The organism is Phoenicibacter congonensis (assembly GCF_902386915.1).
GTDB classification, from domain to species: domain Bacteria; phylum Actinomycetota; class Coriobacteriia; order Coriobacteriales; family Eggerthellaceae; genus Phoenicibacter; species Phoenicibacter congonensis.
Genome location: NZ_LR698997.1, coordinates 994,346 through 1,020,432 on the forward strand (window position 1 = coordinate 994,346; position 26,087 = coordinate 1,020,432).

The window sequence follows — 26,087 nt, forward strand, 5'->3', positions numbered from 1 at the left end:
AAATGTAATGCCAGCAGACTAGACAACCAAAAGTTTAAACGGAAGGAGGACTCATATGGATTTGAAATTATTGAGGTTCGGGCGTTTTGCAGTTGTTTCGATTTGTGCTTTATTGCTAGCTCTACTTGTTTCACTTTCCGGATGCTCAGGTTCTGAAAATCAGGATTCCGATAAGCAGGAACAATCAAGCGAGCAAACAGAAAACAAAGGTAGTGAGGATTCGAAAAAAGATGGTGAGAAAGAAGCTGATGAGTCAGAAAACCATCCTATGGTTCAAACATACGAAAAAATAAGAAAGCTACCAAAGGAAGAAATCACTTCATTGACCTATGACGACATTGTCGCAACTTATTTTGACGGCGTTGAGGGAACGCTTGCAGGAGAAAAAGATAACGGGGAAGTTGTGTATAAGTGGAAGTCCGATGATGGTAAAGCTTCGATACAGATAACATTCGAAAACGTTGATGGTGTGCTATATTGCACTCGCTATCACAGTCTTTACCAGTACAAGTAATTAATTTAAGTAAGCTTTGCGAAGATTTTGTCGCATTGGTTAATCTTTCCTCGACTTCAAATCTTGTTTTTAACTAAAGTAGACATTCATTACTCAGCTTTTAAACGCCAATTTTAAAGTTTAGCTTCATTTATTTGATTTGTTTAGAAAGGAGAAATTATGAAATACGAAATCGTAGGAGCACCTTTTTCAGTCGTTGTCTGCGAATTGGAAGCGGGAGAGAAAGTAAAAACAGAGATGGGTTCGATGGCCTGGATGGATCCAGTTTTTCAAATGGAGACATCAGGCGGCGGCATGAAAAAGATGTTTGGCAAAATGATGTCAGGCGAGGGACTTTTTGAGAACATTTACACTGCTACCAGCGCAGGTAAAATTGCTTTTGGATCAAGTTTTCCTGGTTCAATCATGCCTGTTGACATTTCACCCGGAAATGAAGTGATAGTACAGAAGAGTTCATTTCTCGCGTCAGATATGGGTGTTGACATTTCAATTTTCTTTAATCGGAAACTTGGGGCAGGCTTTTTTGGCGGTGAAGGTTTCGTTATGCAAAAGCTTTCAGGTAATGGCAAAGCGTTCCTTGAAATAGACGGCAGCTTCATTGAATATGAGTTAGCAGCGGGTCAACAACTGATAGTCGACACAGGCAATGTTATGGGATTCACAGGCGGCGTCACGATGGACATTCAACAAGTAAAGGGCATTAAGAACAAACTTCTCGGTGGCGAGGGTATTTTCAACACGCGTTTGACTGGCCCTGGCACTGTATGGATCCAAACGATGCCAATGGCTTCATTCGTTGAATCTATCATGCCATTCATTCAACCAGGTAATAAATAGAGTTAAAGATTGGAGATTACTATGAGTTTAAAAAGGTTTTCAGTTCTCATTAGCGGAACAATTTGTTTGTTGATTGCATGCACGCTTTTTGGATGTTCAGGAGGGGAGTCCGCTGACAGTGGTTCATCTTCTAACGCAACGACAGAAAATGCCAAAGAGGCCAATAACGTTTTTAATATCGGAGATTATACGGCTGAGTTTACAAAAGCTGAAATTGGTGAGGATGCTGGTGGCGAACCTGCGCTCCTTGTGCATTATAAATTTACTAACAACAGTAAAGATTCCCAGTCGTTTATCTGGGCGTTTACCAACAAGGCATTTCAAAACGGAGTTCAGCTTGACACCGCAACTGTTTGGAAGAGCGAGGGTTCTTTTGACACTGTATCAGATTCAACATTCTCAGATATTCAACCTGGAATTTCTCTCGATGTTTGTGAAACATATGTTCTTCAAGACACTACAACACCAGTGACAGTTGAAGTAACAGGTCTTTTATCGGATAAGAAAAAAAGTTTTGAAATTAATCCTGCCGAGCTCGATGAATTTACACCGGGGGCATAAGTGAACTCTCAAATTTAAAAAGAATACTAGTATTGCAATTAAAAAAGGTGCCGGAATTATCCCCCTCGGCACCTTTATATTTTTTTCTTAACAAATGATTACAAGTGAAATGCACTGTTTACAATGGTGCCAGTCATGAATGTAAACGAGTCATAATTTTTAATCTCTTGCCTGTATATCGATGCTATTACACTGGTGCCAGTCATGAATGTACATTGTTAGCAACAGTGCCAGACATGAATTCAAAAGAAACATTAGCATCAAAAATTTGCCTGCCTATCGAGGTTTTACCCTGGTGTCAGTCATGAATGCGAAGCATTTACAACGGTGCCAGACATGAATTTGAAAGAAACATTAGCATCAGAAATTTGCCTGTATAAAGTTACTATTTACAACGGTGCCAGACATGAATTAAAGTTGCCATTTACATTGGTGCCAGACATATTATTGCTTCATGTAATATATAAAGCAGTAAAGTGTAAAAAAGCTATGAAGCCATTTGAAAACGTTGGCAGTTCTGTTTATGAAGCTTAGAGTTAAAAACATTAAGTGCATTGCAGGGCAGTGTGCAGAAGTGAAAGAGTTGTTCAACTCTGCTTTTCCGCAGTGTGAGCGCATCCCTTATTGGCTCTTGTGTCTGTTCACGCTGCGCAAAAAAGTTCATCTTTTAGCTTTTTATGACGATGAAGCATTCGTAGGGCTAATGCTTACGTATGACCATTGCAGTTATTTTTACATTGCCTACCTCGCGGTCAATCCAAAGATTCGCTCTAAGGGTTATGGAGGGGCGATTCTAAATTTCGCTTTTGAAATAGCAGATAGCAAAACTTTGGTGCTTGAAGTTGAGCTGCCTGAGCCAAATTCCGAGAATCTAGAGCAGCGTAATCGCAGAATTTCTTTCTACAAAAAGCATGGCATTTGCGATTCGGGTTTTAGATATTCCGACAAAGGCGTCACTTACGCAATATTGACTTCAGATCCAGTCAATTTCAGCGCTACAAAATTCAAGAAGCTTCTGCGTGATTTTTATCTTGGTTGTTTCAAAAAGAAGCTGGAGAAGTTTTAAAAGCCCAATCTCTCTTTAACATTTGTGCCGAAATGAATGCGAACAGGCCTCAGACATTCGTCACTATTGCGATACATGAATGTAGACGAGTAATACATTTAGTTATAAATTAAAGTTGTTCTTACATTGGTGTCAGACATGAATACAAATGGAATAATCCTTGCGTATGCACACTTTTACAAAGGTGCCAGGGCACAATGAAAACGCTATTTACAATGGTGCCAGGCTTCAGGTTTGAGTAATAAATTTGAGATCTTAACGGTTTGGTTTCAATGGTATCAGCCCAAATTTTAACAGCGCACGAATTTACGAATAAGCCCTGCGTATGCACACTTTTACAAAGGTGCCAGGGCAAAATGAAAACGCTATTTACAATGGTGCCAGGCTTCAGGTTTGAGTAATAAATTTAAGATCTTAACGGTTTGGTTTCAATGGTGCCAGCCCAAATTTTAACAGCGCACGAATTTACGAATAAGCCCTGCGTATGCACACTTTTACAAAGGTGCCAGGGCAAAATGAAAACGCTATTTACAATGGAGCCAGACATAAATTGAAATCCCTTGAACATGGTGTCTGGCTTAAATTTGTTTCTCATCTTTCCGCACTTAAACTGTGATAATTAAAAAAAGGAGTTGTTGAGGTGGTGGAGTTGCCTATGGCTGACGAGTGTTTGATTTGCGGTGCGCCTTTGAAATATCTTGAGGCGGACGAAAACATACAGTGTTCGCTGTGTTACAAGTGGGAAACCAGCAAGACGTGCTGCGTGAACGGGCATTATGTTTGCAATGAGTGCCACACCAAGGGGATGGGTGCGATAATGAGCATTTGTTTGCGCTCGACCTCGAAGAATCCGATAGAAATTGTGCAGCAAATGATGGACGAACCATGGTGCCACATGCATGGGCCTGAGCATCATGTGATGGTAGGTGCGGCTCTTTTGGCAGCCTATCGAAATGCTGGCGGCGATATTGACCTTGAGACGGCGTTGCATGAAATGATGTCAAGAGGCAAAAAAGTGCCTGGCGGCACTTGCGGCTTTTGGGGTGCGTGCGGTGCAGGCATCAGCACAGGCATGTTCGTAGCGATTGTGACAAAGTCGAACCCTCTCGCGCAAAAACAATGGGCGCTTTCAAATGAGGTGACATCGCAGTCACTCGCATGCATTGCTGAGCATGGCGGACCGCGGTGCTGTAAGCGAGACTCGTTTCATGCTATTCTTAGCGCGATTGATTTTGTAGCTGAAAACCTTGGCGTGCAGATGGAAAAACCAAACATCATCTGCAAATATTTCTCAAAAAACAATCAATGCTTGGGTGAAAACTGCGTGTTCAATCCTAAAGCTGTTAAAGCAAAACAAATAAATTCAAGGTAAAAAAACAAGACGTTTAAAATTAGCTTTGCTCTGTTGATTTCGCATGTTCATCAATTCGGGCTTTCACGTCTTTGAATGCTTTCAACTGTGAGCATTTGTGAATCCTTTTTTGTCACCATAACTTCCAAATTGCTTTTACCTGTTTTAACGGGTGAATTTATTTACGCTTAAAAGAGAGTTCAACTCAACATTCTAATAGGAAATATTCATTATCCATTTACAATGGTCCCAGGGCAAAATGTAAATGCGATTTACAATGGTGCCAGGCTTCAGTTTTTAGCAATAAATTTGAGATCTCGTCGGTCTGGCCTTAAAAGTGTCACCCTAATTTCAACAGAGCATGAATTTGCGAAGAACCCCTGTGTATGTACACTTTTACAAGGGTGCCAGGGCAAAATGTAAATGCGATTTACAATGGTGCCAGCCCTTAGTTATACGGGCAATTCAACCGCAATTGTTGTGCCGTTCTCATCACTTTCTTTTACAAAAACACGGCCACCGTGAAGGCTCACTATCTCCCAGACAAGAGACATCCCCAGACCAACACCACCATTTTCTCGGCTGCGCGATTTATCAACACGAAAGAAGGGCTGAAAGATGCTTCTCTGAAATTCTTTTGGGATGCCGAATCCGCAGTCTTCAACCTCAATTGTCAATCTCTGATCACTTTTTTTATATTCGCGCATTGAGTCAGTTTTCGCTTTAAGGGTTTCATCCTCAATTACTCTTACAAAAACTCCTCCATTTGGTCTATTAAACTTGATAGCATTTTCGCAAAGGTTGTAAATCATGCGGTAGATTAGAGTATCGCTTCCTTTAATTTCTGCATCGCCTTCGAGGCTAAAGGCTATGTCCTTTTTGCTTGCCTCAGGGGATAAATCGGCAAAAATCTCTTCCACTAACGGGGCAATTTGCACCACATCATTTCGCGCTACGCTCTGCATGCTGCTCATGTCAAGCAAAGTTTTTATCGTTTGCGTCAGTCGTTCAGTTTGTTCTTTGATTTGTGTTGTAAATTCACGATATTCTTTCGGAATATCTGGATGTTCCGCCTCAAACAACTCAACTTGAGCCTGCATCAGTGCAACTGGCGTGCGAAGCTCATGAGCCGCATTTCCCGTAAATTGTTTTTGAGCGGAAAATGCATTATTCAGGCGTTCGAGCATCGCATTGAATGACTGTCCAAGTTGTCGAAATTCAGGAACAGTGTTTTCGTTAATTCTAATTTCGGCGATGTTGTGAAGTTGCACAGTTTCAACTTGATTTGTGAATTTGCGAAGTGGACGAAGCGCACGTCCGCTCACGAACCATGCAAGGATCCCGCTCACAATCGTAACAATTGCGGTAATATACCAGTTAGTCATGCAAAACTCTTCTTGGGCATTGCTAATTACAATTGAAAGGCCTCTTTTGTCACTAATTGTGTTGGGATTAAAAAAGCCTGGGCTATCACTTGCAATGGGTGCTGAATCAATAACAGAATTGCCAATTGCGTCCATGTAGTGAATGCCCGAAGAGCATAACAGCACTTTCATCAAGACGCAAGTAATTCCGATTAGCAATGTTGTCATTATCGTTATTCGCCATTGCAGAGAAAGTTTGTTCACTATTTTCCTTCGCTCCTGTAACCTAGCCGAACTGTATAGATTTTGCCCTGGCACCTTTGTAAATAGTTGTTCTACCAATTTCATATTTGCCCTGGCACCTTTGTAAATAGCTGTTCTACCAGGGAACATTTCCATTAAGATTTGCCCTGGCACCTTTGTAAATCAGAACTTTTCTTCTATAACATAGCCTTCGCCAATGCGATTTTTAATCGGGTCATGCTCTAACGTCGCACGCAATTTTTTCCGCAATGCTGAAATGTGCACTCTGATCGAATTACTGAAAGCGTCAACGCTATTGTCCCAAACATGTTCTATCAGTTCTTCTTGGCTGACGGGACGACCTTGGTGAGCCATGAGATACTCCAAAATCCCTGTCTCTTTTCGCGTGAGTGAAAGCTCAATTCCATTAGCAATAGCCTTGCGAGTGCGCGTGTCGAATTCAACTTCACCGCAGGTTAACAGCACATCTTTTTGAGTAAATTGACGCAAAGTGAGACTGCGAATTCTCGCTTCCAGCTCTGCTAGATGGAATGGCTTTGACAAATAGTCATTTGCCCCTGAATCCAAGCCCTCGACTTTGTCAGCGACTTCACTTCTCGCGGAGAGGATGAGAACTTTTGTTTCTTTGTCAAAACTCCGCAACCTTCGAAGAACACTAATTCCATCGATTTTTGGCAAGTTCAAATCAAGAACAACAAGATCAAAAGTTTCATTTCGCAGCATATCTAGCGCACGCTCACCATCATGGCAAAAGTCCACACTATAAGCTTTTCTTCGCAGGCTTCGCACAATTGTATCGCATAACACTCGCTCGTCTTCTACTACTAAAAGGTGCACATTTCTCCTTTTCTCACACTTATTTACTACTTTTACAAAGGTGCCAGGGCAAAATGTAAACGACATTTACAATGGTGCCAGGGTTCACGTTTTAATCCAAATTCATAAGAGGCTTTTTTAAGCTTCTTTTTATCTTTCTAACAGCAATATTTTCTACCTAACACCAGCACTGGTGCCTTTTAACAAAGGTGCCAGGGCAAAATGTAAATGGCATTTACAAAGGTGCCAGGCTTGAATTTTTCTTCTTTAATTATTCCAAACAAGCATAAAGTTCGTGTTAATTTTCGGCTCTTAACGGGGACTTTATTCCGCGCTTGATAAAGTGTTCGCAAGACAGCGGAAAGGAGTGTGAGTTTGAGTCATAAAGTCAAAACTACCGTACAAGTGTTGATGCTGGCAGCGGCAATCGCCATGCTGCTAGCCGGAAGTTTGCAAGGTGAAGTGCAGGTTGTTTTAAGTAAAGCCATCAAATTGTGTTTGGAGTGTGTAGGAATTGGATAGTAAAAAAACTACCGTTTCGAAGTTATTAAGCCGAAGGCGCGGGTGGGTTCAAGCAGGGGCCACTGTTGTGACCAACATCCATTTGCCGAATTTCATCGACGGCAGCCTCTACAAAGGGGCAGGGAAGTCGGTGTGCGTTCCTGGCTTGAACTGCTATTCTTGCCCCGCTGCAACGGGCGCTTGTCCGATTGGGGCGTTTCAGTCGGTGGTTGGTAATTCCAAATTCAGCTTTTCCTACTACGTTACTGGAACACTTATTCTGCTTGGTGTGCTACTTGGGCGATTTATCTGCGGTTTCCTTTGTCCTTTCGGGTGGTTTCAAGACCTACTTCATAAAATTCCCTCAAAGAAGATCTCAACGACAAAACTGAAACCATTACGTCTCCTAAAATATGCAGTTCTCCTATTCTCGGTTGTATTGCTGCCGGCTCTACTTGTAAACGACGTTGGCTTAGGCGAGCCTATCTTCTGTAAATACATATGCCCTCAAGGTGTATTGGAAGGTGCCATTCCGCTGTCAATTGTAGATTCGGGAATTCGCGCAACACTTGGTTTGTTGTTTGAGTGGAAATTTACGATTCTCGTTGTTTTAATTTTGCTTAGTGTTTTTATTTACCGTCCTTTTTGTAAATGGATTTGCCCGCTTGGGGCAATATATGGGCTCATGAATCGCGTTTCTATGACCCAAATGAATGTAGATAAAAACAAATGCGTTTCTTGCGGAAAATGTGCCAGAGCTTGCAAAATGGACGTTGATGTTACCAAGACGCCGAATCATTTTGAGTGCATTAGATGCGGAATGTGCGTGACGGCATGCCCAACTGATGCTGTGAGCATCCGCTTCGGCTTAGGCGACGCAAAAACACCTTCGACAAAGGTGCCAGGGCAAAAAATAAAACATAAAAACGCTATTGACAATGCTGTCGACAAAGGTGCCAGGGCATAGTAAAAATCGCAGGTAGAAGGGCTTTTTACAAAGGTGCCAGGCTTTAATTTAGACGTAATGAAACTTCAGTCTTTTTAATCGGTTCTAGACTTGCATAAAAGTTCTTTGCAATGCTGTCAATTTACAAAGGTGCCAGGGCAAAAAATAAGCAATAAAGAAACGCTGTCGACAAAAGTACCAGGGCATAGTAAAAACCGCAGGAAGAAGACCTCTTTATAAAGGTGACAGGGCAAAATTTTAAATATTTGAAAGGTAAACAAATGAAAATTATGAACAAGCTATCAATCGGACTTGCAGCATTGTTTGCTGCAGTTCTTCTAATAACTCTTTCCGCGTGTGGAAAGCAGCAGGAGAAAATGGGGGGCTCGTCCATGGATTCCATGAGCTATGAAGAAGCTGCAAAAATGTACGATGAACTAACTGAAGAAGAGAACCAGATTCTGACCGAAAACAAGGAGCTTTGGGAAAAAGTCTTCATGGCTGGCACCAAAGACATGGCCAAGATTCAGGAGACTAAAAATTACGGCGATTTTCTGCTGAACACAATAGAAGCTGCGAAAGATGAATTTAGTGACGATGAATACCAAATGATTACTGGTGAAGCGGAAAAAATTAAGGAAATTGAGAACAAACTAATCATGCTGACCGAAAAGTTTCCTGAGCTTGCAAAAAGAAAAACGGATGGAGGAACGAGTGTTCCCGCCGAAAATGGTGAAGTGAAGAAATTCCCAACTTTTGAAGGCAAAGATCTTGATGGAAATCAAGTAAAAAGCGACGAACTTTTTGGTAATAGTAAGGTTTCAGTCATGAATTTTTGGTTTACCACATGCAACCCTTGTGTGCGTGAACTGCCTGACCTAGAGAGTCTCAATGGTGAACTTAAGTCAAAAGGAGGCCAAGTCGTCGGAGTTAATTCATTCACTTTAGATGGAGATCAGCAGGCAATTAACGAAGCTAAGGACGTATTAAACAAGAAGGACGTGACATACAAGAACGTCTATTTTGATAGCAACAGTGAGGCAGGTAAGTTCACTAACAAGATTAATGGTTTTCCAACAACAATTGTGGTTGACAGGAACGGAAATATTGTTGGAGACCCAATCGTGGGACCAATTACGGAACAAAAACAGAAAGACGCGTTAATGAAACTGGTTGATCAAGCTATAGCAAATGACAAAATGTAGCTGGATGAATGACTGTTTTTAAAGGTGCCAGGCTTGAGTTTGAATCGAATTTAATATCGATTAACTCCTTACGAAGAAGATATTTACAAAGGTGCCAGGGCAAAATGAAAATGAGAAAAAAGCAGATCAAACCTATATTTACAATGGTGCCAGGGCAAAATTACAGTTTTAAATCATTAGATTCCCTGGCGCCTGTCCTAACATCGATTTGATAATCGAAAGATTAGTACCTACACAAGTTTTAACTAGCGAAAGGAGCAAAACTATGAGTTTGAAAATATTGGCAATTGCATTTGCAGTCTTGCTTCTTCTTTGTACAGTGGCATTTCTTACTTACGAATTATCTAGTCGCGTATCCTTGGGTGGCGACACTTCTCCTACCATTAAACAGGCTGAAGAGAAAAACCCCCTCCTTGGCTGTTGAATTTTAAAAACTAAAAGAGGATGAGTTCATCCTCGTTAGATTAAATGCAAGCGATTTACAATGGTGCCAGGGCAAATTGAAAGGACAAATAGAAAATAAGAAAAATTAGTTCAAACCTATATTTACAATGGTGCCAGGGGAAACTAAAGGACAAATAATCGTAGTTACTGCCACATTCCAAATGGTGCCAGGCTTCAGTAAATCAGCTCCAGTAAATCGCATTGTCAGCCTGTCTGGTTAATAGTTAAAAATCTACTAACAGGAAGGAGGAGAGAAAAGTGAAACTTAAACACATTCCAATTCTGCTCTCCTTGGGTTTTCTTTTAGGTGGGTGTTCGTTCGTTCAGTCTAATGATTGTTTGAGTGAAACTTTAGGTGATGCTGATTTTAATAGCAAAACAACAGAGGAGGCAAGTGAGGAAAAGATGAAGACTCCAGAATCAACGAATGAAATATATTTAGCAGGGGGATGCTTTTGGGGCATGGAGCTTTTGATGGAGTCGATTCCGGGCGTAGTTGATGCGCAAAGTGGCTACGCGAATGGGAACAGTGCCGAGGCTGCCAACTATAAGTCAGTATGTAGTGGGGATACGGGTTTTCGCGAAACAGTGCGAGTAAAATATGATCCAGGTCAGGTGTCTCTTGATGGAATTTTGCTTGCCTATTTTTATGTCATTGACCCAACGGTCGAAAACAGACAAGGAAATGATCGTGGTTCGCAATATCAAACTGGCATATACTACGTTGACGATGAGTCGAAGGAAACCGTCGAGCGCATCGCCGAAATCGAACGCTGGCGCCATGACAAATTTGTAGTTGAGATTTGCCCATTAAAGAATTACTATCCAGCTGAGGATTATCATCAAGACTATTTAAAGAAAAACCCTCGTGGTTACTGCCACATTCCACGTAAGGAAATTGAGCTGTTTTCAAAGCTGAAAATTGATCCAGGAGACTATCAAAAACCAGCTGAGGAGTCCATTCGAGAAAAGCTTACGAATGAACAGTATCGTGTGACGCAAAACGGCGGAACTGAGACAGCATTTAAGAATGCTTTTTGGAACCAGTTTGAGCAAGGGATTTATGTTGATGTGGTGACAGGCGAACCCTTATTCTCATCTACAGACAAATTCCACAGCGGTTGCGGATGGCCTGCTTTTTCAAAACCAATTGAGACTCCGGCTGTTGTCGAAAAAGAGGATCTTAGGAGTTCCCTGTGGCGGTTAGTATACAGTGGTTCGATTATCCCGTAAGGGACGTTTAACACCCAAAAAAGCAGGAAAAGGGCTTGCACAATGGCTCTGTTAATAAACTCTAATATTCAGTTATATCCTTTAGAGTGTTAGCAGGCTGTTAGCAAACCAACTACTTTTTCGGGAATTACGGACAATACGTACAACCGTATTTTAAATATCATTTATCACAAAGAAACAAGATACCCGTTAGGTTAAATTAGTTTACCAAAGGCGTTCAGAAATGAGCGTCTATTTTTTTACCCAAAATCGAAAGGAGAAAGAGAAAATATGAATAAGCTAGTAAAGCGATTGCTGACAGGAACTCTTGCTTTTGCAACCATTCTCACGGCATTACCAGTGACGGCGGTTCATGCTTCCGGCAATCAATACTGGACAGAATCAGCAGAACGTGTCGGCTACATCGAACACGTTATGAATGATGGTTCTATCAAATCTACATTCAATGAGGGACACATGAAAGTTGAGGGCGAAACTGCCTACTGCGTGGACATCAACACCAATTTCAAGAATGGATATAAAACACGCTCTGACGCAAGTACCCGTATGAGTAGCGATCAGATTGCGGACGTTGCTCTTTCCTTAGAGTACGTCAAGCAATACACCGCTTCTCATACAAACTTGAATTATAAACAAGGTTATCTGTTGGAACAGTGTGTTGTCTGGCAGAGATTGAGTGAACAACTCGGCTGGCAGTGCGACAACGTCAGAGCTTCCTATAATGAAATCTCACAGGCGGTACAGAATGAAGTGTACGCTGGTGCGAAAGCATTTGTGAAAGCAAACAAAGGACGCTATGAATGTGGCGGTTACATCTACACTGGCGAAGGACAGGACATCGGACAGTTCTGGGCGAAGCTAAATGTGGGAAATGCAAAGGTCAAAAAGACTTCTTCCAATCCCACGGTCACAGATGGCAATGCCAACTATTCCTTTGAGGGTGCGACATTTGGTGTCTATTCTGATAAGAGCTGTAACAGCCAGCTTGCCACACTTACTGCCGATGGAAACGGCGATACCAAAGAAGTTGAGGTAAAAGCCGGAACAGTTTACATCAAAGAGCTTTCTGCTCCAAAGGGCTACAAGCTGGATTCTACTGTCCATGCCTTAAATGTGGAAGTTGGAAAAACAGCGACTTTGACTGTTGCTGACACTCCAAAAGTCACAGAAACTTTGATTGATTTATTAAAAATCGACATGGAAACAGGAAAATCCACTCCACAGGGAACTGCTTCTTTAGAGGGTGCAGAGTTCACATGGAGCTATTATGACGGTTACTACAATACAGACAATCTTCCTGCAAAGGCTACCCGTACATGGACAACCAAAACCGTTGCCGAAAAAGAAAGTGACGGAACTATCTATTATGTATCCAGACTTGCTGACAACTACAAAGTATCCGGCGACAGCTTCTATACACAGGACGGTAAAAATGTACTGCCACTTGGTACACTCACTGTCACAGAATCCAAAGCACCAAACGGTTACTTATTAGATGGTGCATATATGCAGGCTGACGAAAGTTCCGAACAGATTAAGGGAACATACCTTACACAGATTTCCGAAGATGGCGAACTTGCCGTACTCTCTGGAAGCAACCAGTATTCCGTATCCGACAAGGTTATCCGTGGAGGTGTAAAAATCCAGAAACGTGACCTTGAAACAAAGGATACCAAAGCACAGGGAAGTGCAACCTTACAGTACACAGAGTTCAATATCATTTCTTTAAATGACAGTCCTGTACTGGTTGAGGGAAAATTATACAACAAGAATGAAACAGTAAAGAAGATTCAGACAGGAATTAACGGAATCGCTTCTACTTCTGCTGACTTGCTCCCTTACGGAAATTACAGATTAGAAGAAAGCAAAGCACCAGAGGGCTACTTAACAGACGGTGCAAAAGCAATCGACTTTTCTATCACGGAAGATGGAAAAATCGTGGACTTGACCGACAAATCCCATTCTGTCTACAACCAGATTAAGCGTGGCGATATTGAGGGTGTAAAAATCGGTGCAGGTACACACAAACGTCTTGCAGGTGTTCCATTCAGAATCACAAGCAAGACAACGGGAGAATCCCATATTGTAGTTACTGACAACAACGGTCAGTTCTCCACTGCTTCAAGCTGGGCTTCCCACAAGGTCAATACCAATGCCGGAAAATCCAGTGAGGACGGTGTATGGTTTGGTACATCTGAACCAGACGACAGCAAAGGTGCATTGCTTTATGATACCTATGTGATTGAGGAATTAAAGTGTGATTCCAACGCCGGATTCAAGCTGATTCCAGCTTTTGAGGTGGTCGTATCCAGAAATAAAGTGACCGTAGATTTAGGGACACTGACTGATGAATACGAAAAAGAAATCACAATCCATACCACAGCTACCGATAAGAAAACAGGCGAAAAAATGATTGTTGCCGGAAAAGACATCAAGATCGTGGACAAAGTCACACTTGATGGCTTGGAAGTTGGAACAAAATATAAACTTTCCGGCTGGCAGATGTTAAAGGAAGAAAATGCCGAACTTCTGATTGACGGGAAACGTGTAGACAGTGATTATACTTTCACTGCTGACAGTGAAAAAATGACGGTTGAGATTACTTACAGTTTTGACGGTTCAGCTCTTGGCGGTCAGAACCTTGTTACCTTTGAGGAATTGTACGATATGAGCAATCCGAAAGAGCCTGTCAAGGTTGCCGAACATAAAGACATCAACGATGATGGACAGACCGTTCTTATTACAGAACGTATCGTCAAAATCCATACGACTGCTACAGACAAGAACGGCAAGAAAGAAATCGAAGCCGGAAAAGATGTAACGATTGTGGATAAAGTCACATTAGATGGTCTGGAAGTCGGAACAAAATACAAACTTTCTGGCTGGCAGATGTTAAAAGAGGAAAATGCCGAACTTCTGATTGATGGAAAGAAAGTATCCAATGATTATGAGTTTACAGCCGACAATGAAAAAATGACGGTTGAGATTGCATTTACCTTTGATGGTTCTTCTCTTGGTGGCAAGAGCCTTGTCACATTTGAGGAATTATACGATATGACCAATCCAGACGAACCAAAGAAAGTGACAGAACATAAGGACATCACAGACGATGGACAGACTGTGACAATCAAAGAAGTGCCGGAAGTTCCAGACACACCAAAGGATACCGACACGCCGGATACACCATCTACGGTTACTAAGACAAGTGACAGCCCAAAAACAGGCGACAATACCAATATCTATGCTTATCTTGCCATGCTCGGTCTTTCCTGCGTAGGGCTTGGCGGTATGCTTTACTTCAAACACCGTAAAAAGAAATCATAAGGCGGTAATGTAGCGGTTGGTAGAGCGTTCAAGGTCGCCACCCTTTTTGCAACTTCACGCTCCCGTGAAGCTCTGATTTACGGGAGCGTGAAGTTCACTAGGGGCGTGGGGAGTGTAGCTCCCCACAAAGTACAGCAGGAAAGAAAATAAAACAGAAAGAAAAGAGGTCAATCATTTATGGAATTAAGATTTGTCGTACCAAACATGGAAAAGACATTCGGAAACTTGGAGTTTGCCGGAGAAAATACTACGGAACAGCAGAGAATCAACGGGCGTATGGCTGTCATTACCAGAAGCTACAACCTGTATTCCGATGTGCAGAGAGCCGATGATGTAGTTGTGACACTTCCTGCCAAAGCTGGCGAAAAACATTTCTCGCCGGAGCAGAAAGTAAAACTTATCAACCCACGAATCACTACTGATGGCTATAAAATCGGGGAACGTGGATTTGTCAATTACATCTTACTTGCAGACGATATGTTACCAGCAGAAAGTAAATAAGGGGGTATTCAGATTATGAGATTAGCAAATGGAATCGTCATTGATAAAGAAAAGACTTTCGGAGTGTTGAAGTTCTCCGCATTACGCCGTGAGGTTCATGTGCAGAATGAAGATGGAACGGTCAGTGAGGAAATCAAGGAACGTACTTACGATTTGAAGTGTAACACACAGGGACGCATGATACAGGTATCCGTTCCGGCTACTGTTCCATTAAAGGACTATGACTACAACGCCGAAGTGGAACTTATCAACCCTGTTGCAGATACGGTAGCCAATGCGAATTACCGTGGTGCAGATGTGGACTGGTATGTAAAGGCAGACGATATTGTTTTGAAGAACAAAGGCTCTCATGCTGGAAATTCACAGAACAATGCTCCACAGCAACCGCCGAAGAAATAAGTTCATAACTTAGATTTTCTGTTGCCACACCTGTTCCAAAACCAGCACAGAACGATACGGTCAAAACGCTGGATATGAAACGTCCTGTTACTTCTCCTGTGATAAAAAATGCAGAAGTCAAGGCTGGAAAAGAAACTGTCCGAACCAATATCAGACAGGAACAACAGGTCAAATCGGTTGCCAGAAAGAACCAGACAAACGTAGCGGAATCCATCAGCAATCATAAGAAATCTATGGTACAGAAAACACAGGTCAATGGGAAATCTGCCCGTAAGACTGTTACGAAACAATCAGAGAAAGGACGGAAGAAATGAGATTAAAACGTATCCTTATCATAGGTACGATATTTCCTGTCCTTTTCTCTATTGTCCTCTTTTTCGGGATATTGATTTCCGGCGAAGATGACGACAGTTCCAACAGCTATTCGCCTGTCTACTCTGGCATGAATCTGTCAGCCGATGTCCTCAAACATCAGTCGATGGTAGAAAAATATGCCAGAGAAAACGGTATCTCGGAGTATGTGAACGTCCTGCTTGCCATCATACAGGTAGAAAGTGGCGGTACGGCTACCGATGTCATGCAGTCCAGTGAAAGTCTGGGACTACCGCCAAACTCATTAAGTACAGAAGAATCCATTAAGCAGGGGTGTAAATATTTTGCGTCCCTGCTTTCTTCCTGTAAAGCCAAAGGTATGAATGACATTAACGTGGCATTCAATCTTATAACTATGGTGGTGGCTATGCAGACTATGTGGCGAAGAACGGGAAAAAGCACAGCTTTAACCTTGCAGAGAATTTCGCAAAGAATAAATCCGGCGGTACAAAAGTGACCTATACGAACCCGATAGCAGTCAGTAAAAATATACGGAAAAAGAGGTAAAGTGAAATAGACTTCGTTTGTGTTGCTAGAAAGAGTAGATTAGGAGGAATTTTATGATGGATAATAATAAGATGATATGTTATTGTGATCAGGTTACAAAAGGAGAGATTATTGAGGCTATGGAAAAGGGAGCCAAAACACTCGCAGATATAAAAAGAATGACAGGAGCTTGTTGTAGTTGCAAGTGTGCAGAATTAAATCCAAGCGGGAAGTGTTGTGCACAAGACATTGCACTTGTGATGAAAGAGTATTTATCAAATAAAAATAGTTAAGATATTTCTATGGAGATTGGGGTCGTGGGTGATACAGAGAGGTGTGTTGTTTTTGAGCGAGATCAAGACGCGATTCTCCAGGTTTTTGATTTGCACCAGCTGTGACTACGGCCACAAGGGCATCTGCGGCGTCATCGTAGTTTCCGCTGTAAATACGCACCGGTCGAGCGAAAGGAATTCCGTGCGCAATGTCAAGTGCTTCACCTTCTGCTCGTTCTTTATCAACATCAACCATTACTATTTCGTTGAATAATCCGCTCAGCATCAACGTGTATGCGGCTGTGGAACCAACAAAACCGCAGCCGATGATTGCAACTTTTCGTCCATTAGCAATGTTTCGCATAATTTCCTCCTGTTGAATCACTTTTTATTTCCTAGGACGATTATATTTTTCTCGCTGGCAACCACTCTGAGACTTGAAATTCTTAACACAAATTGAACAATCGCCGGCATTTATGACGGTGCCTATTTTTATTGCTGCTTTTTACAATGGTGCCAGGGCAAAAATTAATCTGAGAAATTATGCCGACAAAGGTACTGGAAAAGGTGTCAGGGCACATTGAGAGACTTTTATAGATACAACCTCAACAAGACTACGTCGCTGCAAATATGCTTAGAATTCTAAAATAGAGGACATATTAATCTCTTTTTTTCATAGGTGCCAGGGCAAAATTAAGAGTTAAAAATCAATCAAAGAAAAGCTGTCAAAAATGGTAATGGTGACAGAGCAGATTAGAGTGAGTTAATTAAATGCTAAAGAAACCACTATTCCCTCATTAAATTATCGATGTATTGCAAGAGTGAGTTGAAATCCCCGTTTGGATATTCATTAATGTTTTTAGATTTCCTATTAATTAAATTGTCAGTTAGCAAGAAAACTTTCATGCCAGTTTCCTGCGCTATCATATCTTCGTCAACGTTGTTTCCCACCATTAGACACTCGGCGGCCGAGGTCTCCATTCGACTTACAATTTCAAGGTAGTAATCCAAATTCGGCTTGCAGTATCCAATGTTCTCATAGGTAGTATAGATGCTGAAGTCTTCAGGTGCCAGGCCTGCCCATCTAATTCGACTTTCTGTTGCAATCGAAGGGAAAATGGGATTGGTCGCCAAAGCAACTTTTAGTCCAAGCTCTTTGGCATGTTTGACAACTTTCGAGGAAAGATCATTGAATCCACACAAGACCTTTGAATCTTGAAAGGCTGTGGCGTAAAACTTATCAAATATAGGCTTATCAACTCGCCCTTTTTCACCATAAATCGTTGCGAATTTGTTCCAAAAAGCACTCTCATTAGATTGAGAACCATCATTGTTTACCATTTCAGCTGTGGCAGCCCAGACTGCATCTATTAATTCTTTAGATTCATATCCATAAGGTGCCATAAACTTAGCGAGCAATTTAAAATAACCTTTTGTATATTCATCGTTATCCATTGGCAATAAAGTGCCGTCAAGGTCGAACAATACAGTCGAAATACTCAATTTAACCCTTAATTTTCGTTATTTAATATCGCTCTATTTTATATTCATTTAAAAAGGTGACAGGGCAAAAGAAAAGCAATTACAATGGTGCCAGGCATCACTGTTTATATATTTTTTATTCAGTTTTCATTCATCGTTATCTTCAATTTAAGTTCATGTGTTTAATTACACGTTCAACACTGGTTTATTCACTTTTATTGGGCAGTTCTTTCTTAGTTTTTTGGAATGTTCAAGCTAGCCTTAAAAGAAACAAATAACTTGATTGAAGGGGTAGCCATGGGGAGAAAACCGCGAGCTGAATCGCCAATGTTAATTCAAAACATAGGGCAAAAAGGTCACAATAGCCAACTTATTTTTTATGATGACGAAGATCGCGAAAAATATGAACAGTCGCTACGAAAGGCTTGTAAAGAAAATGGTATTGTACTGCTGGCTTTAGTCTTGATGGGGAATCACATTCATGCATTATTCTTTGGTTCAATTGGAAAATGTGCAGGCGTTTTCGAGTCAATTGGAGCAAGTTATGTACGATGGTTTAACCGGAAATATGCAAGGACTGGCTCTTTGTGGAATGATCGATATTATTCAAAGCCTGTAACTAACAAACAGCAACTTTTGGATACTGCTGCCTATATTTTTAACAATCCTGTTAAAGCAGGAATAGTTAAAAATGCTGCGGATTATGCCTGGTCAAGTTATTCAGAATTGGAAAATCCTTCTGACAACTCGCTTGTATACGAACTGCTAGATGAACTTGTTTCAATCGATTATCTAAAGAAATACATTAAAGATAAAGCAAATGCAGAAGTGGCGGATTGCGAACGGAAATGCTGCGAAACCATCCCTGACAATCCGGTGTCTGACCAGCACGTTATTGATGAGGTCATTAAGTTCGTTAAAAAGAAAAATCTGGGCAGAATTCCTCAACTTTCAGAAAATCTTTTAAAGCGTTTGGTAAAAAAATTACTAAAATTTGGCTCAAACATAAATCAGATTTCACGTGTTACAGGGCTTAGTCGTTACCGAATAGTAATATTGTGCAACTAATTTACTCTATTTAATTATTATTAGTTGAATATTGAAACTGAAAAAATGTTTAAATTCATCTTCAGTTCATTTGTTTAAGAGCTTAATTTCGATAAACCATATAGTGATTTGAACAGTTTGAAGTAACTTCATTGAATAGACACTGAATTTATAAATATTTTGTGTTTAGCAGGATCACTAAAGTTCAGTATTAGACATCTGGTAATAGATTATTTCTTTTTAAAAGAATACTCTCATAACTTTCCCTTAGTGAAGAGGCATTTTGTGTTACTTTTTTACAAAAGTGACAGGGCACTATGCTTCATATTTACATTAGTGCCAGGGCACAGTAATAATAAAATATCAGAATATTCCGACTAATATCTTTTCTTATGAGTACCTATCATTCTTTATCATTTATAGGCAGTGCATAAAAATAGAACATACATTACACACCTGAATTTTGAGAATTTTGGAATGATCACCCTTGCTAGCGACGGTGAAATTTTGCTTGGTTGCTGGTTTAAAGAATCCAAGCATTATATGTATGGCATAAAAGGCGAAATTACTGAAAAACCTAATCTTTCTATATTTCTGCTGACTCGCGAGTGGTTAAATGATTATTTCTCTGGGCTAATTCCTCCTAAATACCTCATTCCGTTAGCACCTTCAGAATCACAATTTCAATCACTCGTGCGTGATAATATGTTGTCAATTCCTTATGGCAAAACGCTATCGTATGGCGAAATTGCGAGGTCAATTGAGGCAAACACTGGTAAGCGACAGTCTGCTCAAGCTGTTGGGGGAGCTGTAAGTAGAAATCCGTTTAGCGTTATTGTTCCTTGTCATCGTGTTGTGGGATCTAAAAACAAACTTATAGGTTACAACGCAGGAGTAGATTTAAAGCATAAACTTCTCCAGTTAGAGGGCAACACAACTTTCTTTATTTGATTTTATTCAGAACGTCGTATGACTGTCACAATTGGCTGGAAATAATGGGTTTCTTCAAAGTAACCATTTTACAACGGTGCCGTGTCTACAATGGTGCCAGGGCAAAATTAGAGTTAAGGGAAATTTATGTAAAGGTGCGGCAAAAGTGCCAGGGCAAATATAAGTTCAGCAAGTTAAAGTGGAGGTAATTTAAATTAGCAATGATAGTTTTGCATAAGGGCACGGGAAATCAACTAGGCAATTCTTAGCAGACCCAGAATTTTCAATGGTGCCAGGGCAAAATTAAAGTTAAGGGAAATTTATGTAAAGGTGCGACAAAAGTGCCAGGGCAAATTAAAATGGGGCAAAATAAAGCAAAAGGGAACTCTGTCTAAAGTTACGGCAACGGTGCCAGGCCTGCTTGTGGCCTGCAAGTTACGACAACGGTGCCAGGCCTGCTTGTGGCCTGCTTGCGAAAGTCAGTCTGCGTTGAATGCAGTGTGTGAAAATGTATTATCTAAAAAAGATTTAAAGCCTTTATACAGGCAAGATAGATAAAACAGACTTCAAAATAGGGTAGCTATACTACGTTTTGATATTAATGCCTCAAATCTTCTGTTGACCAAGAAGTTAGCTCTGATGCGATTTATTATGAACACCAAAAAATATCTGTTGTCCAAGAGGGGAGTTGTGCTTCATGTCGATATTAATACTTCAAATCTTCTGCCGACCAATTTTCAATCACTCTTGCATATTCAAACGCAAGTTTTTTTGCGCCATCTAAATTTTGATCACGGTAATTACCGCACTCACGTTCTGTAGCGCCAGGAATTTCCCCAGAATAATTGCTAATAAATTTCATTGAATTTTGCACTAACTTTATTAAGTCAGATTCCGATAATTCCTTTACAACTAGATAAAAACCAGTTCTGCATCCCATTGGCCCTGCATATATTATATTTTCGCTAAATTCTCCGCTTCTAACGAAGGTAGCTAGCAAATGCTCAAAGGTATGCCCTGTTCCAGTATCGAAATAATCACCCGAATTTGGTTTTTTCATTCTAAGGTCGTAGGTTGTGCAATCACCATCAACTCTGCTTAAATAAAGGCCTGGCACCAATTTAGTGTGGTCAACCTGAAAACTTTTTATTCTCTTCAAATCCATTAAATGCCTTTCATTTACTTTGTAGAATTTCGATTACTTAATTTTATAATTCAAGAATAATGTTTATCATTTTTTAGGAGGTAAAATGTCATTTCACATCGCACATTGGTGTATTCATGTTCTCGATTTAGAGAAGTCTCTAGACTTTTACAAAAAGGCTTTAGGCCTTCATGTTGATCACGTCATGGGTCCAGAAGACGGTTCATGGTCGAACACCTACCTAAAGAGCGAAGACGGTGATTTTTTGGTTGAATTAACTTGGAACAAGGATCGCACAGAGCCATATTTGAACGGCGGAAAAGACACTCACCTTGCCTTCGAAACTGATGATTATGAGGCAGCCAAAAAATTGCATCAGGAAATGGGTTGCATTTGCTTTGATAATGAACGCATGGGTCTTCATTTTATTCAAGACCCCGATGGTTCATGGTTAGAAGTTGTTCCAGCTGGAAAATATTAAGAATATATTGGTCGATTTAGGTTTAAAGAGGCACAAACTGGGCCTCTATTTACTTAGGTCAAAATTTTAATTTCTTTATATCTAAGATGTTGATAATATATGTTATGTAAAGCAGTATTCTTCAGCAAATATATTTTTAAACAGTGTTGGTTTTTAACGACCGCTTGAGCCAAACCCTTGGGTTCCTCTGTTTGATGAGCTCAGTTCATTTGTCACTTCAACTTGGATCTCAGATGTTGATAAGGCTTTTGTAATTAAAAGCTGCACAATACGGTCGTCTTTTTGATTAATTAATTGTTTTTACCTGCCGTTTAGTACTTTTGTAATTTATAGATTCACTACGTTTATAAAACAGTTTTATAGAGATATTTTTTATTTAGGTGGAAAGCTATTAATAGAACTCGTTTCTCTTAGTGCCTTGCAAGTCACAAAGAATAAATGTTTATATTGTAATTTTGAGTGACTGTTGGTTTTTAACGACCGCTTGAGCCGGCCTTAGAGTTCCTCTGTTTGATGCGCTCAGTTCATTTGTCACTTAATCTTGAGTATCAGATGTTGACAAGGCTCTTGTAATTACAAGCTGCACAATACGGTCGTCTTTTTGAATAATTATTTGTTTCTACCTGCCGTTTAGTACTTTGTTAATTCTTAAATTCGCTACATTTATAAAGTAGTTTTGTAAAGATATTTTTATTTAGGTGGAAAGCTATTAATAAACTTCAATTCTCTGCAAGCCTTACATGCCCTAATGGATATTGTTTGTATTCTAATTTTGATTGACTGTTGGTTTTTAACGGCCGCTTGATCCAGCCTTAGATTTCCTCTATTTGATGCTCTCAGTTCATTTGTCACTTCAACTTGAGTATCGGATGTTGACAAGGCTCTTGTGATCAAAAGTTGCGCAATTCTGTCGCCTTTTTGATTGATTATAGGTTTTTAACGGCCGCTTGAGCCGAACCCTTGAGTTCCTCTGTTTGATGCGCTCAGTTCATTTGTCACTTCAACTTGGATCTCAGATGTTGACAAGGCTCTTGTGATTAAAAGTTGCGCAATTCTGTCGCCTTTTTGAATGTTAAATGAGTTTTGCTTGTCGGTGTTGATGAGCCCTATCATTATTTCGCCGCGGTAATTCGAATCGATTAACCCTGGAGAATTCATTACTGTTACGCCCTTGTTGATCGCATTCCCACTTCTTGGCAACACCAGCCCGCACCACCCGTTACTAATCTCAATCGCTACATCTGTGTGGACTAAAGCCCGTTCGCCAGGCTTAATGACCAATTCTTCAGCGGAAAAAATGTCCATAGCAGCATCTCCCTCGCGAGAATGCTTTGGAATCATTGCATCAGGATTTAGTTTTTTGAACTTTAGAATCATTTACTTGTGACGAGAATGAATCTTGTCTAGTGCATCTGCAAATTCTTGAGCTGACTGAAAATCTTTATATACACTTGCAAAACGGATGTATGCAACGTCGTCAACGTTGGCTAACTGGTCAAGAACCATTTCCCCTAGCGCAGTTGATTTAATTTGACTTTTGAAATCGCTTCTAATCGAAGACTCAATTTCATCAACTATATTCTCCATCTGCTTTAGAGACACAGGGCGTTTTGTGCATGCTCTAACAATTCCGTTTAGAAGTTTGTTTCTGTCATAGAGTTCAACCGTTCCATCTCTCTTAACAATGGCAATTGCCTTTTCACTAATGCGCTCATAGGTTGTAAAACGGCATTTGCAGTCGTCACACTCTCTTCTTCTTCTGATTGAACCATCGGTGCAAGCCCTAGAGTCAGTGACACGTGTTTTGTCAGATCCACATTCGGGACAAATCATTAAATATTCTCCTCTACAACATATTGAGCTACTAATTGTAGCATGATAGCGCTATAAAGCACCTAAAATAACATGCAGCATACTAAATAAGGTATCTCAATTATAATGCTTTAATGATTTCTAATGATTGTAGTAATAAAGAATCAAAATCTAGTATGTCAGCATTTAACCAATTGATCCTTTTTTCAGCACGAAACCATGTTCGTTGCCGCTTTGCATATCTCCTTGAATTGGTTTTTATGTTTATTACCGCCTGGTCAAGAGAGATTTTGCCATCTAGATATTCGATAATTTCTTTGTAGCCTATTGCTTTTGGCGAGCACAGGGCTTCCCTAAAGCCAACATTACACAAGCTTTTGACTTCTTCTACCAATCCAGAAGAAATCATATTGTCAACTCTGTTCGAGATTCGATTCGCAAGAATTTCTCTGTCAACTTTTAGTCCTATCCAAACAGAATCGATCTTCTCTGGGATGTTTTTAAGAGAGTCTTTATTTTTTGCATAGGACTCGCCTCTTTTGTAGAGCTCAATAGCTCTAATGACTCTCTTTCTGTCGTTAGGTTCAATTACTGAAGCACTTGTTGAATCAAGGTCGTTAAGGAGTTCCCACACTGCTTGATTCGAAAAATTGGAGGTTTCGTTTTGAATTTCCTTACGCAGAGGGTTTTCTTCTTGGTTACCTTCCGAAAAATCATAATCATCAATCACGGCACGAACATAAAAACCAGTTCCACCGCAAAGAATTGGAGTTTTTCCTCTCGATTTAATTTTGTCTATGCTTCTTCTTGCATATTCTTGATAAAGTGCTGCTGAATAGGATTCACCAGGCTCAATTAGATCAATGCCATAATGCAACACGCGTTGCTCAGAAGCTGTCACTTTGCCTGTTCCAATGTCAAGACCGCGATATATCTGCATTGAATCGGCGCTTATCACTTCCCCATCAATCTCTTCTGCAATTCTCTGAGCTAACTCGCTTTTTCCAGATGCAGTTGGGCCAACAATGACGACAACTTTTTCGTTCATTTCATAAATCGTTTCTTGCAACCATCAGCTAGTGATTAATTTCACCCTTTAGATACCATGTCTTTGGGTCAGTGATTTTTACATCAATAATTTTCCCAATGTAGTCGTTTACAGTTTTTCCAGTTTCAATTGGCGCGTGAACGACTTGGGAATGAGCAGAAATACCGCGTAGGATGTTGCTGTCTTTTTTCGATGTCCCCTCAACTAGTGCCTTCACAGTTTTGTTGGCAAATTGTTGATTAAACTCATGCGCCCACACTGCGACTTGATCGGTTAGCATTTCGTAACGCTCATGAATTTCTTCTGTTGTAGAGCAAGGAATCATTTTTGCGGCAGGCGTTCCTTTGCGTTTTGAGTAAATAAACGTAAAGGCAGATGCATATTTCACTTCGTCAACTATTTTGAGCGTTTGTTCAAAGTCTTCCTTTGTTTCGGTGGGAAAACCAACAATAATGTCGGTTGATATGGCGATGTCAGGTCTAACGGCCTTAAGTTTTTTGATTAGTTCAAGATATTGAGCAGATGTGTATTTTCTGTTCATGTCGTGTAGCACTTTGTCGCTGCCACATTGAACTGGCAAGTGTAGTGATGGTGCAAGATTTTCGAGCTCACCAAAGAGCTCTATAACTTCATCTTTAAGGTCTTTAGGATGGCTTGTTAAAAAACGAAGGCGTGGCACTCCAGTTTCAGAAACAGCTCTCAATATGTCGTAAAAACGAGGCTCACCATAGAGATCCCTGCCATAAGAATTCACATTTTGTCCAAGTAAAGTGATTTCCTGAACACCTTTTTTAACTAGGTCTTCTGCCTCAGACACAATGTCTTCTATTGGACGCGACTTCTCTCGACCTCGCACGTATGGAACAATGCAATATGTGCAAAAGTTGTTGCATCCGCTTGTGATTGGCAACCAAGCAGCCCACGAATGTTCGCGTTTGGAAGGAAGGTCGCTTGCAAATTCATCGCTTGCTTCTGGGGTTGAATATCCCCTTTTGCCTTCAACAATGCAATCTTCTAAAAGGCTTGTGAGTTTAGATAGAACTTGAGTTCCAATTACAACATCGATGAAGTCATATTTCTCAAGCAGACTTTCACCATCTCGTTGAGCAATGCATCCGCCAATAACGAAAATTCGCTTCTTTAATGGCATACCTTGACGCAAGGGAACGTTTTTCATGGATTCAAGTTGACCAAACATCCTTGAATCAGCTGCTTCCCTGACACAACATGTAAGCAAAACTACTATGTCGCTATCTTCAATTTTGTTGACTTGAAAACAACCTTTTGAATCAAGCATGCCTGCGACTCTCTCGGAGTCGTGTTTGTTCATTTGGCATCCGAATGCGTGAATGAAATATGTTAGCCCCTCAAGTGGTGAATTTGAATTGCTCATTTTATCTTTTTTCTACAAGAAATCTGATGGCTGTTCTGTATTCCCCATCGATAACAATGTCAGAAAATGATGGAATGCACACAACCTCAATTCCAACTGGAGATAAAAAGCCTCGAGAAATTGCAATAGCTTTTACAGCTTGGTTGACAGCTCCCGCTCCAACAGATTGAATTTCAACGCGTGTTCCGTCTTTTATCATGCCCGCTATTGCACCTGCAACTGAAGCTGGCGATGATTTAGAGGAAACTTTAAGGCAATCAATTGACTGTTTTTCATGTTCCATGTTTTATCTCC

At 40.6% G+C, this 26,087-nt stretch carries 27 protein-coding genes and 1 pseudogene; 17 read left to right on the top strand and 11 right to left on the bottom strand.

What is annotated here, in order from left to right; genetic code table 11:
- Positions 1 to 55: 55 nt before the first annotated feature.
- From FXZ76_RS04255 to FXZ76_RS04280, 5 genes are all read left to right on the top strand, one after another.
- Complete coding sequence (locus tag FXZ76_RS04255; protein ID WP_079535920.1) at positions 56 to 514, top strand: hypothetical protein; 459 nt, start codon at positions 56 to 58, stop codon at positions 512 to 514.
- A 159-nt stretch (positions 515 to 673) separates the two neighbouring features.
- Positions 674 to 1,351 carry a TIGR00266 family protein gene (locus tag FXZ76_RS04260; protein ID WP_079535922.1) on the top strand — a complete coding sequence of 226 codons (678 nt, stop codon included), beginning with the start codon at positions 674 to 676 and terminating at the stop codon, positions 1,349 to 1,351.
- A gap of 21 nt (positions 1,352 to 1,372) precedes the next feature.
- Positions 1,373 to 1,912, top strand: coding sequence for a DUF5067 domain-containing protein (locus tag FXZ76_RS04265; protein ID WP_079535925.1), 540 nt, complete (start codon positions 1,373 to 1,375; stop codon positions 1,910 to 1,912).
- A gap of 523 nt (positions 1,913 to 2,435) precedes the next feature.
- On the top strand, positions 2,436 to 2,978 hold the full coding sequence (locus tag FXZ76_RS04275) for a GNAT family N-acetyltransferase (RefSeq protein WP_079535931.1): 543 nt from the start codon (positions 2,436 to 2,438) through the stop codon (positions 2,976 to 2,978).
- A 655-nt stretch (positions 2,979 to 3,633) separates the two neighbouring features.
- Positions 3,634 to 4,350 (top strand): DUF5714 domain-containing protein, encoded by a 717-nt coding sequence (locus tag FXZ76_RS04280; protein ID WP_079536917.1) that lies wholly within the window; start codon positions 3,634 to 3,636, stop codon positions 4,348 to 4,350.
- Positions 4,351 to 4,781: 431 nt separating this feature from the next.
- On the opposite strand, the gene FXZ76_RS04285 is transcribed toward FXZ76_RS04280, so the two are convergent.
- Together FXZ76_RS04285 and FXZ76_RS04290 are read right to left on the bottom strand one after the other, a co-directional pair.
- A complete protein-coding gene (locus FXZ76_RS04285) occupies positions 4,782 to 5,921 on the bottom strand; it encodes a sensor histidine kinase (RefSeq protein WP_231961746.1) in 1,140 nt (379 codons plus the stop codon).
- Positions 5,922 to 6,119: 198 nt separating this feature from the next.
- Positions 6,120 to 6,794 carry a response regulator transcription factor gene (locus tag FXZ76_RS04290; RefSeq protein ID WP_079535933.1) on the bottom strand — a complete coding sequence of 225 codons (675 nt, stop codon included), beginning with the start codon at positions 6,792 to 6,794 and terminating at the stop codon, positions 6,120 to 6,122.
- Positions 6,795 to 7,142: 348 nt separating this feature from the next.
- Between FXZ76_RS04290 and FXZ76_RS04295 the strand changes: the two genes are divergently transcribed.
- From FXZ76_RS04295 to FXZ76_RS04340, 9 genes and pseudogenes are all read left to right on the top strand, one after another.
- Positions 7,143 to 7,295 (top strand): CD1871A family CXXC motif-containing protein, encoded by a 153-nt coding sequence (locus FXZ76_RS04295; RefSeq protein ID WP_231961747.1) that lies wholly within the window; start codon positions 7,143 to 7,145, stop codon positions 7,293 to 7,295.
- Positions 7,288 to 8,241, top strand: coding sequence for a 4Fe-4S binding protein (locus FXZ76_RS04300; protein WP_079535936.1), 954 nt, complete (start codon positions 7,288 to 7,290; stop codon positions 8,239 to 8,241). Before FXZ76_RS04295 ends, FXZ76_RS04300 begins: the two co-directional genes overlap by 8 nt.
- Before the next feature lie 260 nt (positions 8,242 to 8,501).
- A complete protein-coding gene (locus tag FXZ76_RS04305) occupies positions 8,502 to 9,425 on the top strand; it encodes a TlpA disulfide reductase family protein (RefSeq protein ID WP_231961748.1) in 924 nt (307 codons plus the stop codon).
- Positions 9,426 to 10,127: 702 nt separating this feature from the next.
- Positions 10,128 to 11,102: a peptide-methionine (S)-S-oxide reductase MsrA gene (gene msrA / locus FXZ76_RS04310; protein WP_079535939.1), complete on the top strand. Its 975-nt coding sequence runs from the start codon at positions 10,128 to 10,130 to the stop codon at positions 11,100 to 11,102.
- 270 nt (positions 11,103 to 11,372) lie between these two features.
- Positions 11,373 to 14,426 (top strand): VaFE repeat-containing surface-anchored protein, encoded by a 3,054-nt coding sequence (locus FXZ76_RS04315; RefSeq protein WP_079535941.1) that lies wholly within the window; start codon positions 11,373 to 11,375, stop codon positions 14,424 to 14,426.
- 177 nt (positions 14,427 to 14,603) lie between these two features.
- The gene (locus tag FXZ76_RS04320; protein ID WP_008704175.1) at positions 14,604 to 14,927 is read left to right on the top strand and encodes a YdcP family protein; all 324 of its coding nucleotides are present in this window, start codon (positions 14,604 to 14,606) and stop codon (positions 14,925 to 14,927) included.
- A 15-nt stretch (positions 14,928 to 14,942) separates the two neighbouring features.
- On the top strand, positions 14,943 to 15,326 hold the full coding sequence (locus FXZ76_RS04325; RefSeq protein WP_079535944.1) for a YdcP family protein: 384 nt from the start codon (positions 14,943 to 14,945) through the stop codon (positions 15,324 to 15,326).
- 478 nt (positions 15,327 to 15,804) lie between these two features.
- Positions 15,805 to 16,205 (top strand): annotated as a pseudogene (locus tag FXZ76_RS04335) (lysozyme family protein).
- A gap of 53 nt (positions 16,206 to 16,258) precedes the next feature.
- Positions 16,259 to 16,477 carry a (2Fe-2S)-binding protein gene (locus FXZ76_RS04340; RefSeq protein ID WP_004843921.1) on the top strand — a complete coding sequence of 73 codons (219 nt, stop codon included), beginning with the start codon at positions 16,259 to 16,261 and terminating at the stop codon, positions 16,475 to 16,477.
- Positions 16,478 to 16,484: 7 nt separating this feature from the next.
- Here FXZ76_RS04340 and FXZ76_RS04345 read toward each other — a convergent pair whose 3' ends face one another.
- Both FXZ76_RS04345 and FXZ76_RS04350 read right to left on the bottom strand, forming a co-directional pair.
- Positions 16,485 to 16,820 carry a lactate/malate family dehydrogenase gene (locus FXZ76_RS04345; RefSeq protein ID WP_079535947.1) on the bottom strand — a complete coding sequence of 112 codons (336 nt, stop codon included), beginning with the start codon at positions 16,818 to 16,820 and terminating at the stop codon, positions 16,485 to 16,487.
- Between the two features lie 422 nt (positions 16,821 to 17,242).
- Positions 17,243 to 17,959, bottom strand: a complete 717-nt coding sequence (locus tag FXZ76_RS04350; protein ID WP_147571546.1) for an HAD family hydrolase — start codon at positions 17,957 to 17,959, stop codon at positions 17,243 to 17,245.
- Between the two features lie 306 nt (positions 17,960 to 18,265).
- On the opposite strand from FXZ76_RS04350, the gene FXZ76_RS04355 reads away from it, so the two are divergent.
- Both FXZ76_RS04355 and FXZ76_RS04360 read left to right on the top strand, forming a co-directional pair.
- Positions 18,266 to 19,006: a transposase gene (locus tag FXZ76_RS04355; protein WP_231961749.1), complete on the top strand. Its 741-nt coding sequence runs from the start codon at positions 18,266 to 18,268 to the stop codon at positions 19,004 to 19,006.
- Positions 19,007 to 19,462: 456 nt separating this feature from the next.
- Complete coding sequence (locus tag FXZ76_RS04360) at positions 19,463 to 19,936, top strand: methylated-DNA--[protein]-cysteine S-methyltransferase (protein ID WP_079535954.1); 474 nt, start codon at positions 19,463 to 19,465, stop codon at positions 19,934 to 19,936.
- Positions 19,937 to 20,621: 685 nt separating this feature from the next.
- Here the strand turns inward: FXZ76_RS04360 and FXZ76_RS04365 are convergent.
- Positions 20,622 to 21,080, bottom strand: coding sequence for an S-ribosylhomocysteine lyase (locus tag FXZ76_RS04365; RefSeq protein WP_079535956.1), 459 nt, complete (start codon positions 21,078 to 21,080; stop codon positions 20,622 to 20,624).
- 85 nt (positions 21,081 to 21,165) lie between these two features.
- Here FXZ76_RS04365 and FXZ76_RS04370 point away from each other — a divergent pair, with 85 nt between their 5' ends.
- The gene (locus tag FXZ76_RS04370) at positions 21,166 to 21,540 is read left to right on the top strand and encodes a VOC family protein (protein ID WP_079535959.1); all 375 of its coding nucleotides are present in this window, start codon (positions 21,166 to 21,168) and stop codon (positions 21,538 to 21,540) included.
- A 153-nt stretch (positions 21,541 to 21,693) separates the two neighbouring features.
- On the opposite strand, the gene FXZ76_RS06520 is transcribed toward FXZ76_RS04370, so the two are convergent.
- From FXZ76_RS06520 to FXZ76_RS04400, 6 genes are all read right to left on the bottom strand, one after another.
- Positions 21,694 to 21,831: a hypothetical protein gene (locus FXZ76_RS06520; RefSeq protein ID WP_079535962.1), complete on the bottom strand. Its 138-nt coding sequence runs from the start codon at positions 21,829 to 21,831 to the stop codon at positions 21,694 to 21,696.
- Positions 21,832 to 22,476: 645 nt separating this feature from the next.
- Complete coding sequence (dut, locus tag FXZ76_RS04380) at positions 22,477 to 22,917, bottom strand: dUTP diphosphatase (protein WP_079535964.1); 441 nt, start codon at positions 22,915 to 22,917, stop codon at positions 22,477 to 22,479.
- Positions 22,918 to 23,373 (bottom strand): transcriptional regulator NrdR, encoded by a 456-nt coding sequence (gene nrdR / locus FXZ76_RS04385; RefSeq protein WP_079535966.1) that lies wholly within the window; start codon positions 23,371 to 23,373, stop codon positions 22,918 to 22,920. It lies immediately after the preceding gene.
- 100 nt (positions 23,374 to 23,473) lie between these two features.
- A complete protein-coding gene (gene miaA, locus FXZ76_RS04390) occupies positions 23,474 to 24,400 on the bottom strand; it encodes a tRNA (adenosine(37)-N6)-dimethylallyltransferase MiaA (protein WP_079536925.1) in 927 nt (308 codons plus the stop codon).
- A 28-nt stretch (positions 24,401 to 24,428) separates the two neighbouring features.
- Positions 24,429 to 25,793 (bottom strand): tRNA (N6-isopentenyl adenosine(37)-C2)-methylthiotransferase MiaB, encoded by a 1,365-nt coding sequence (gene miaB, locus FXZ76_RS04395; RefSeq protein WP_079535969.1) that lies wholly within the window; start codon positions 25,791 to 25,793, stop codon positions 24,429 to 24,431.
- A gap of 1 nt (position 25,794) precedes the next feature.
- A complete protein-coding gene (locus FXZ76_RS04400) occupies positions 25,795 to 26,076 on the bottom strand; it encodes a stage V sporulation protein S (RefSeq protein ID WP_079535972.1) in 282 nt (93 codons plus the stop codon).
- Positions 26,077 to 26,087: the final 11 nt, after the last annotated feature.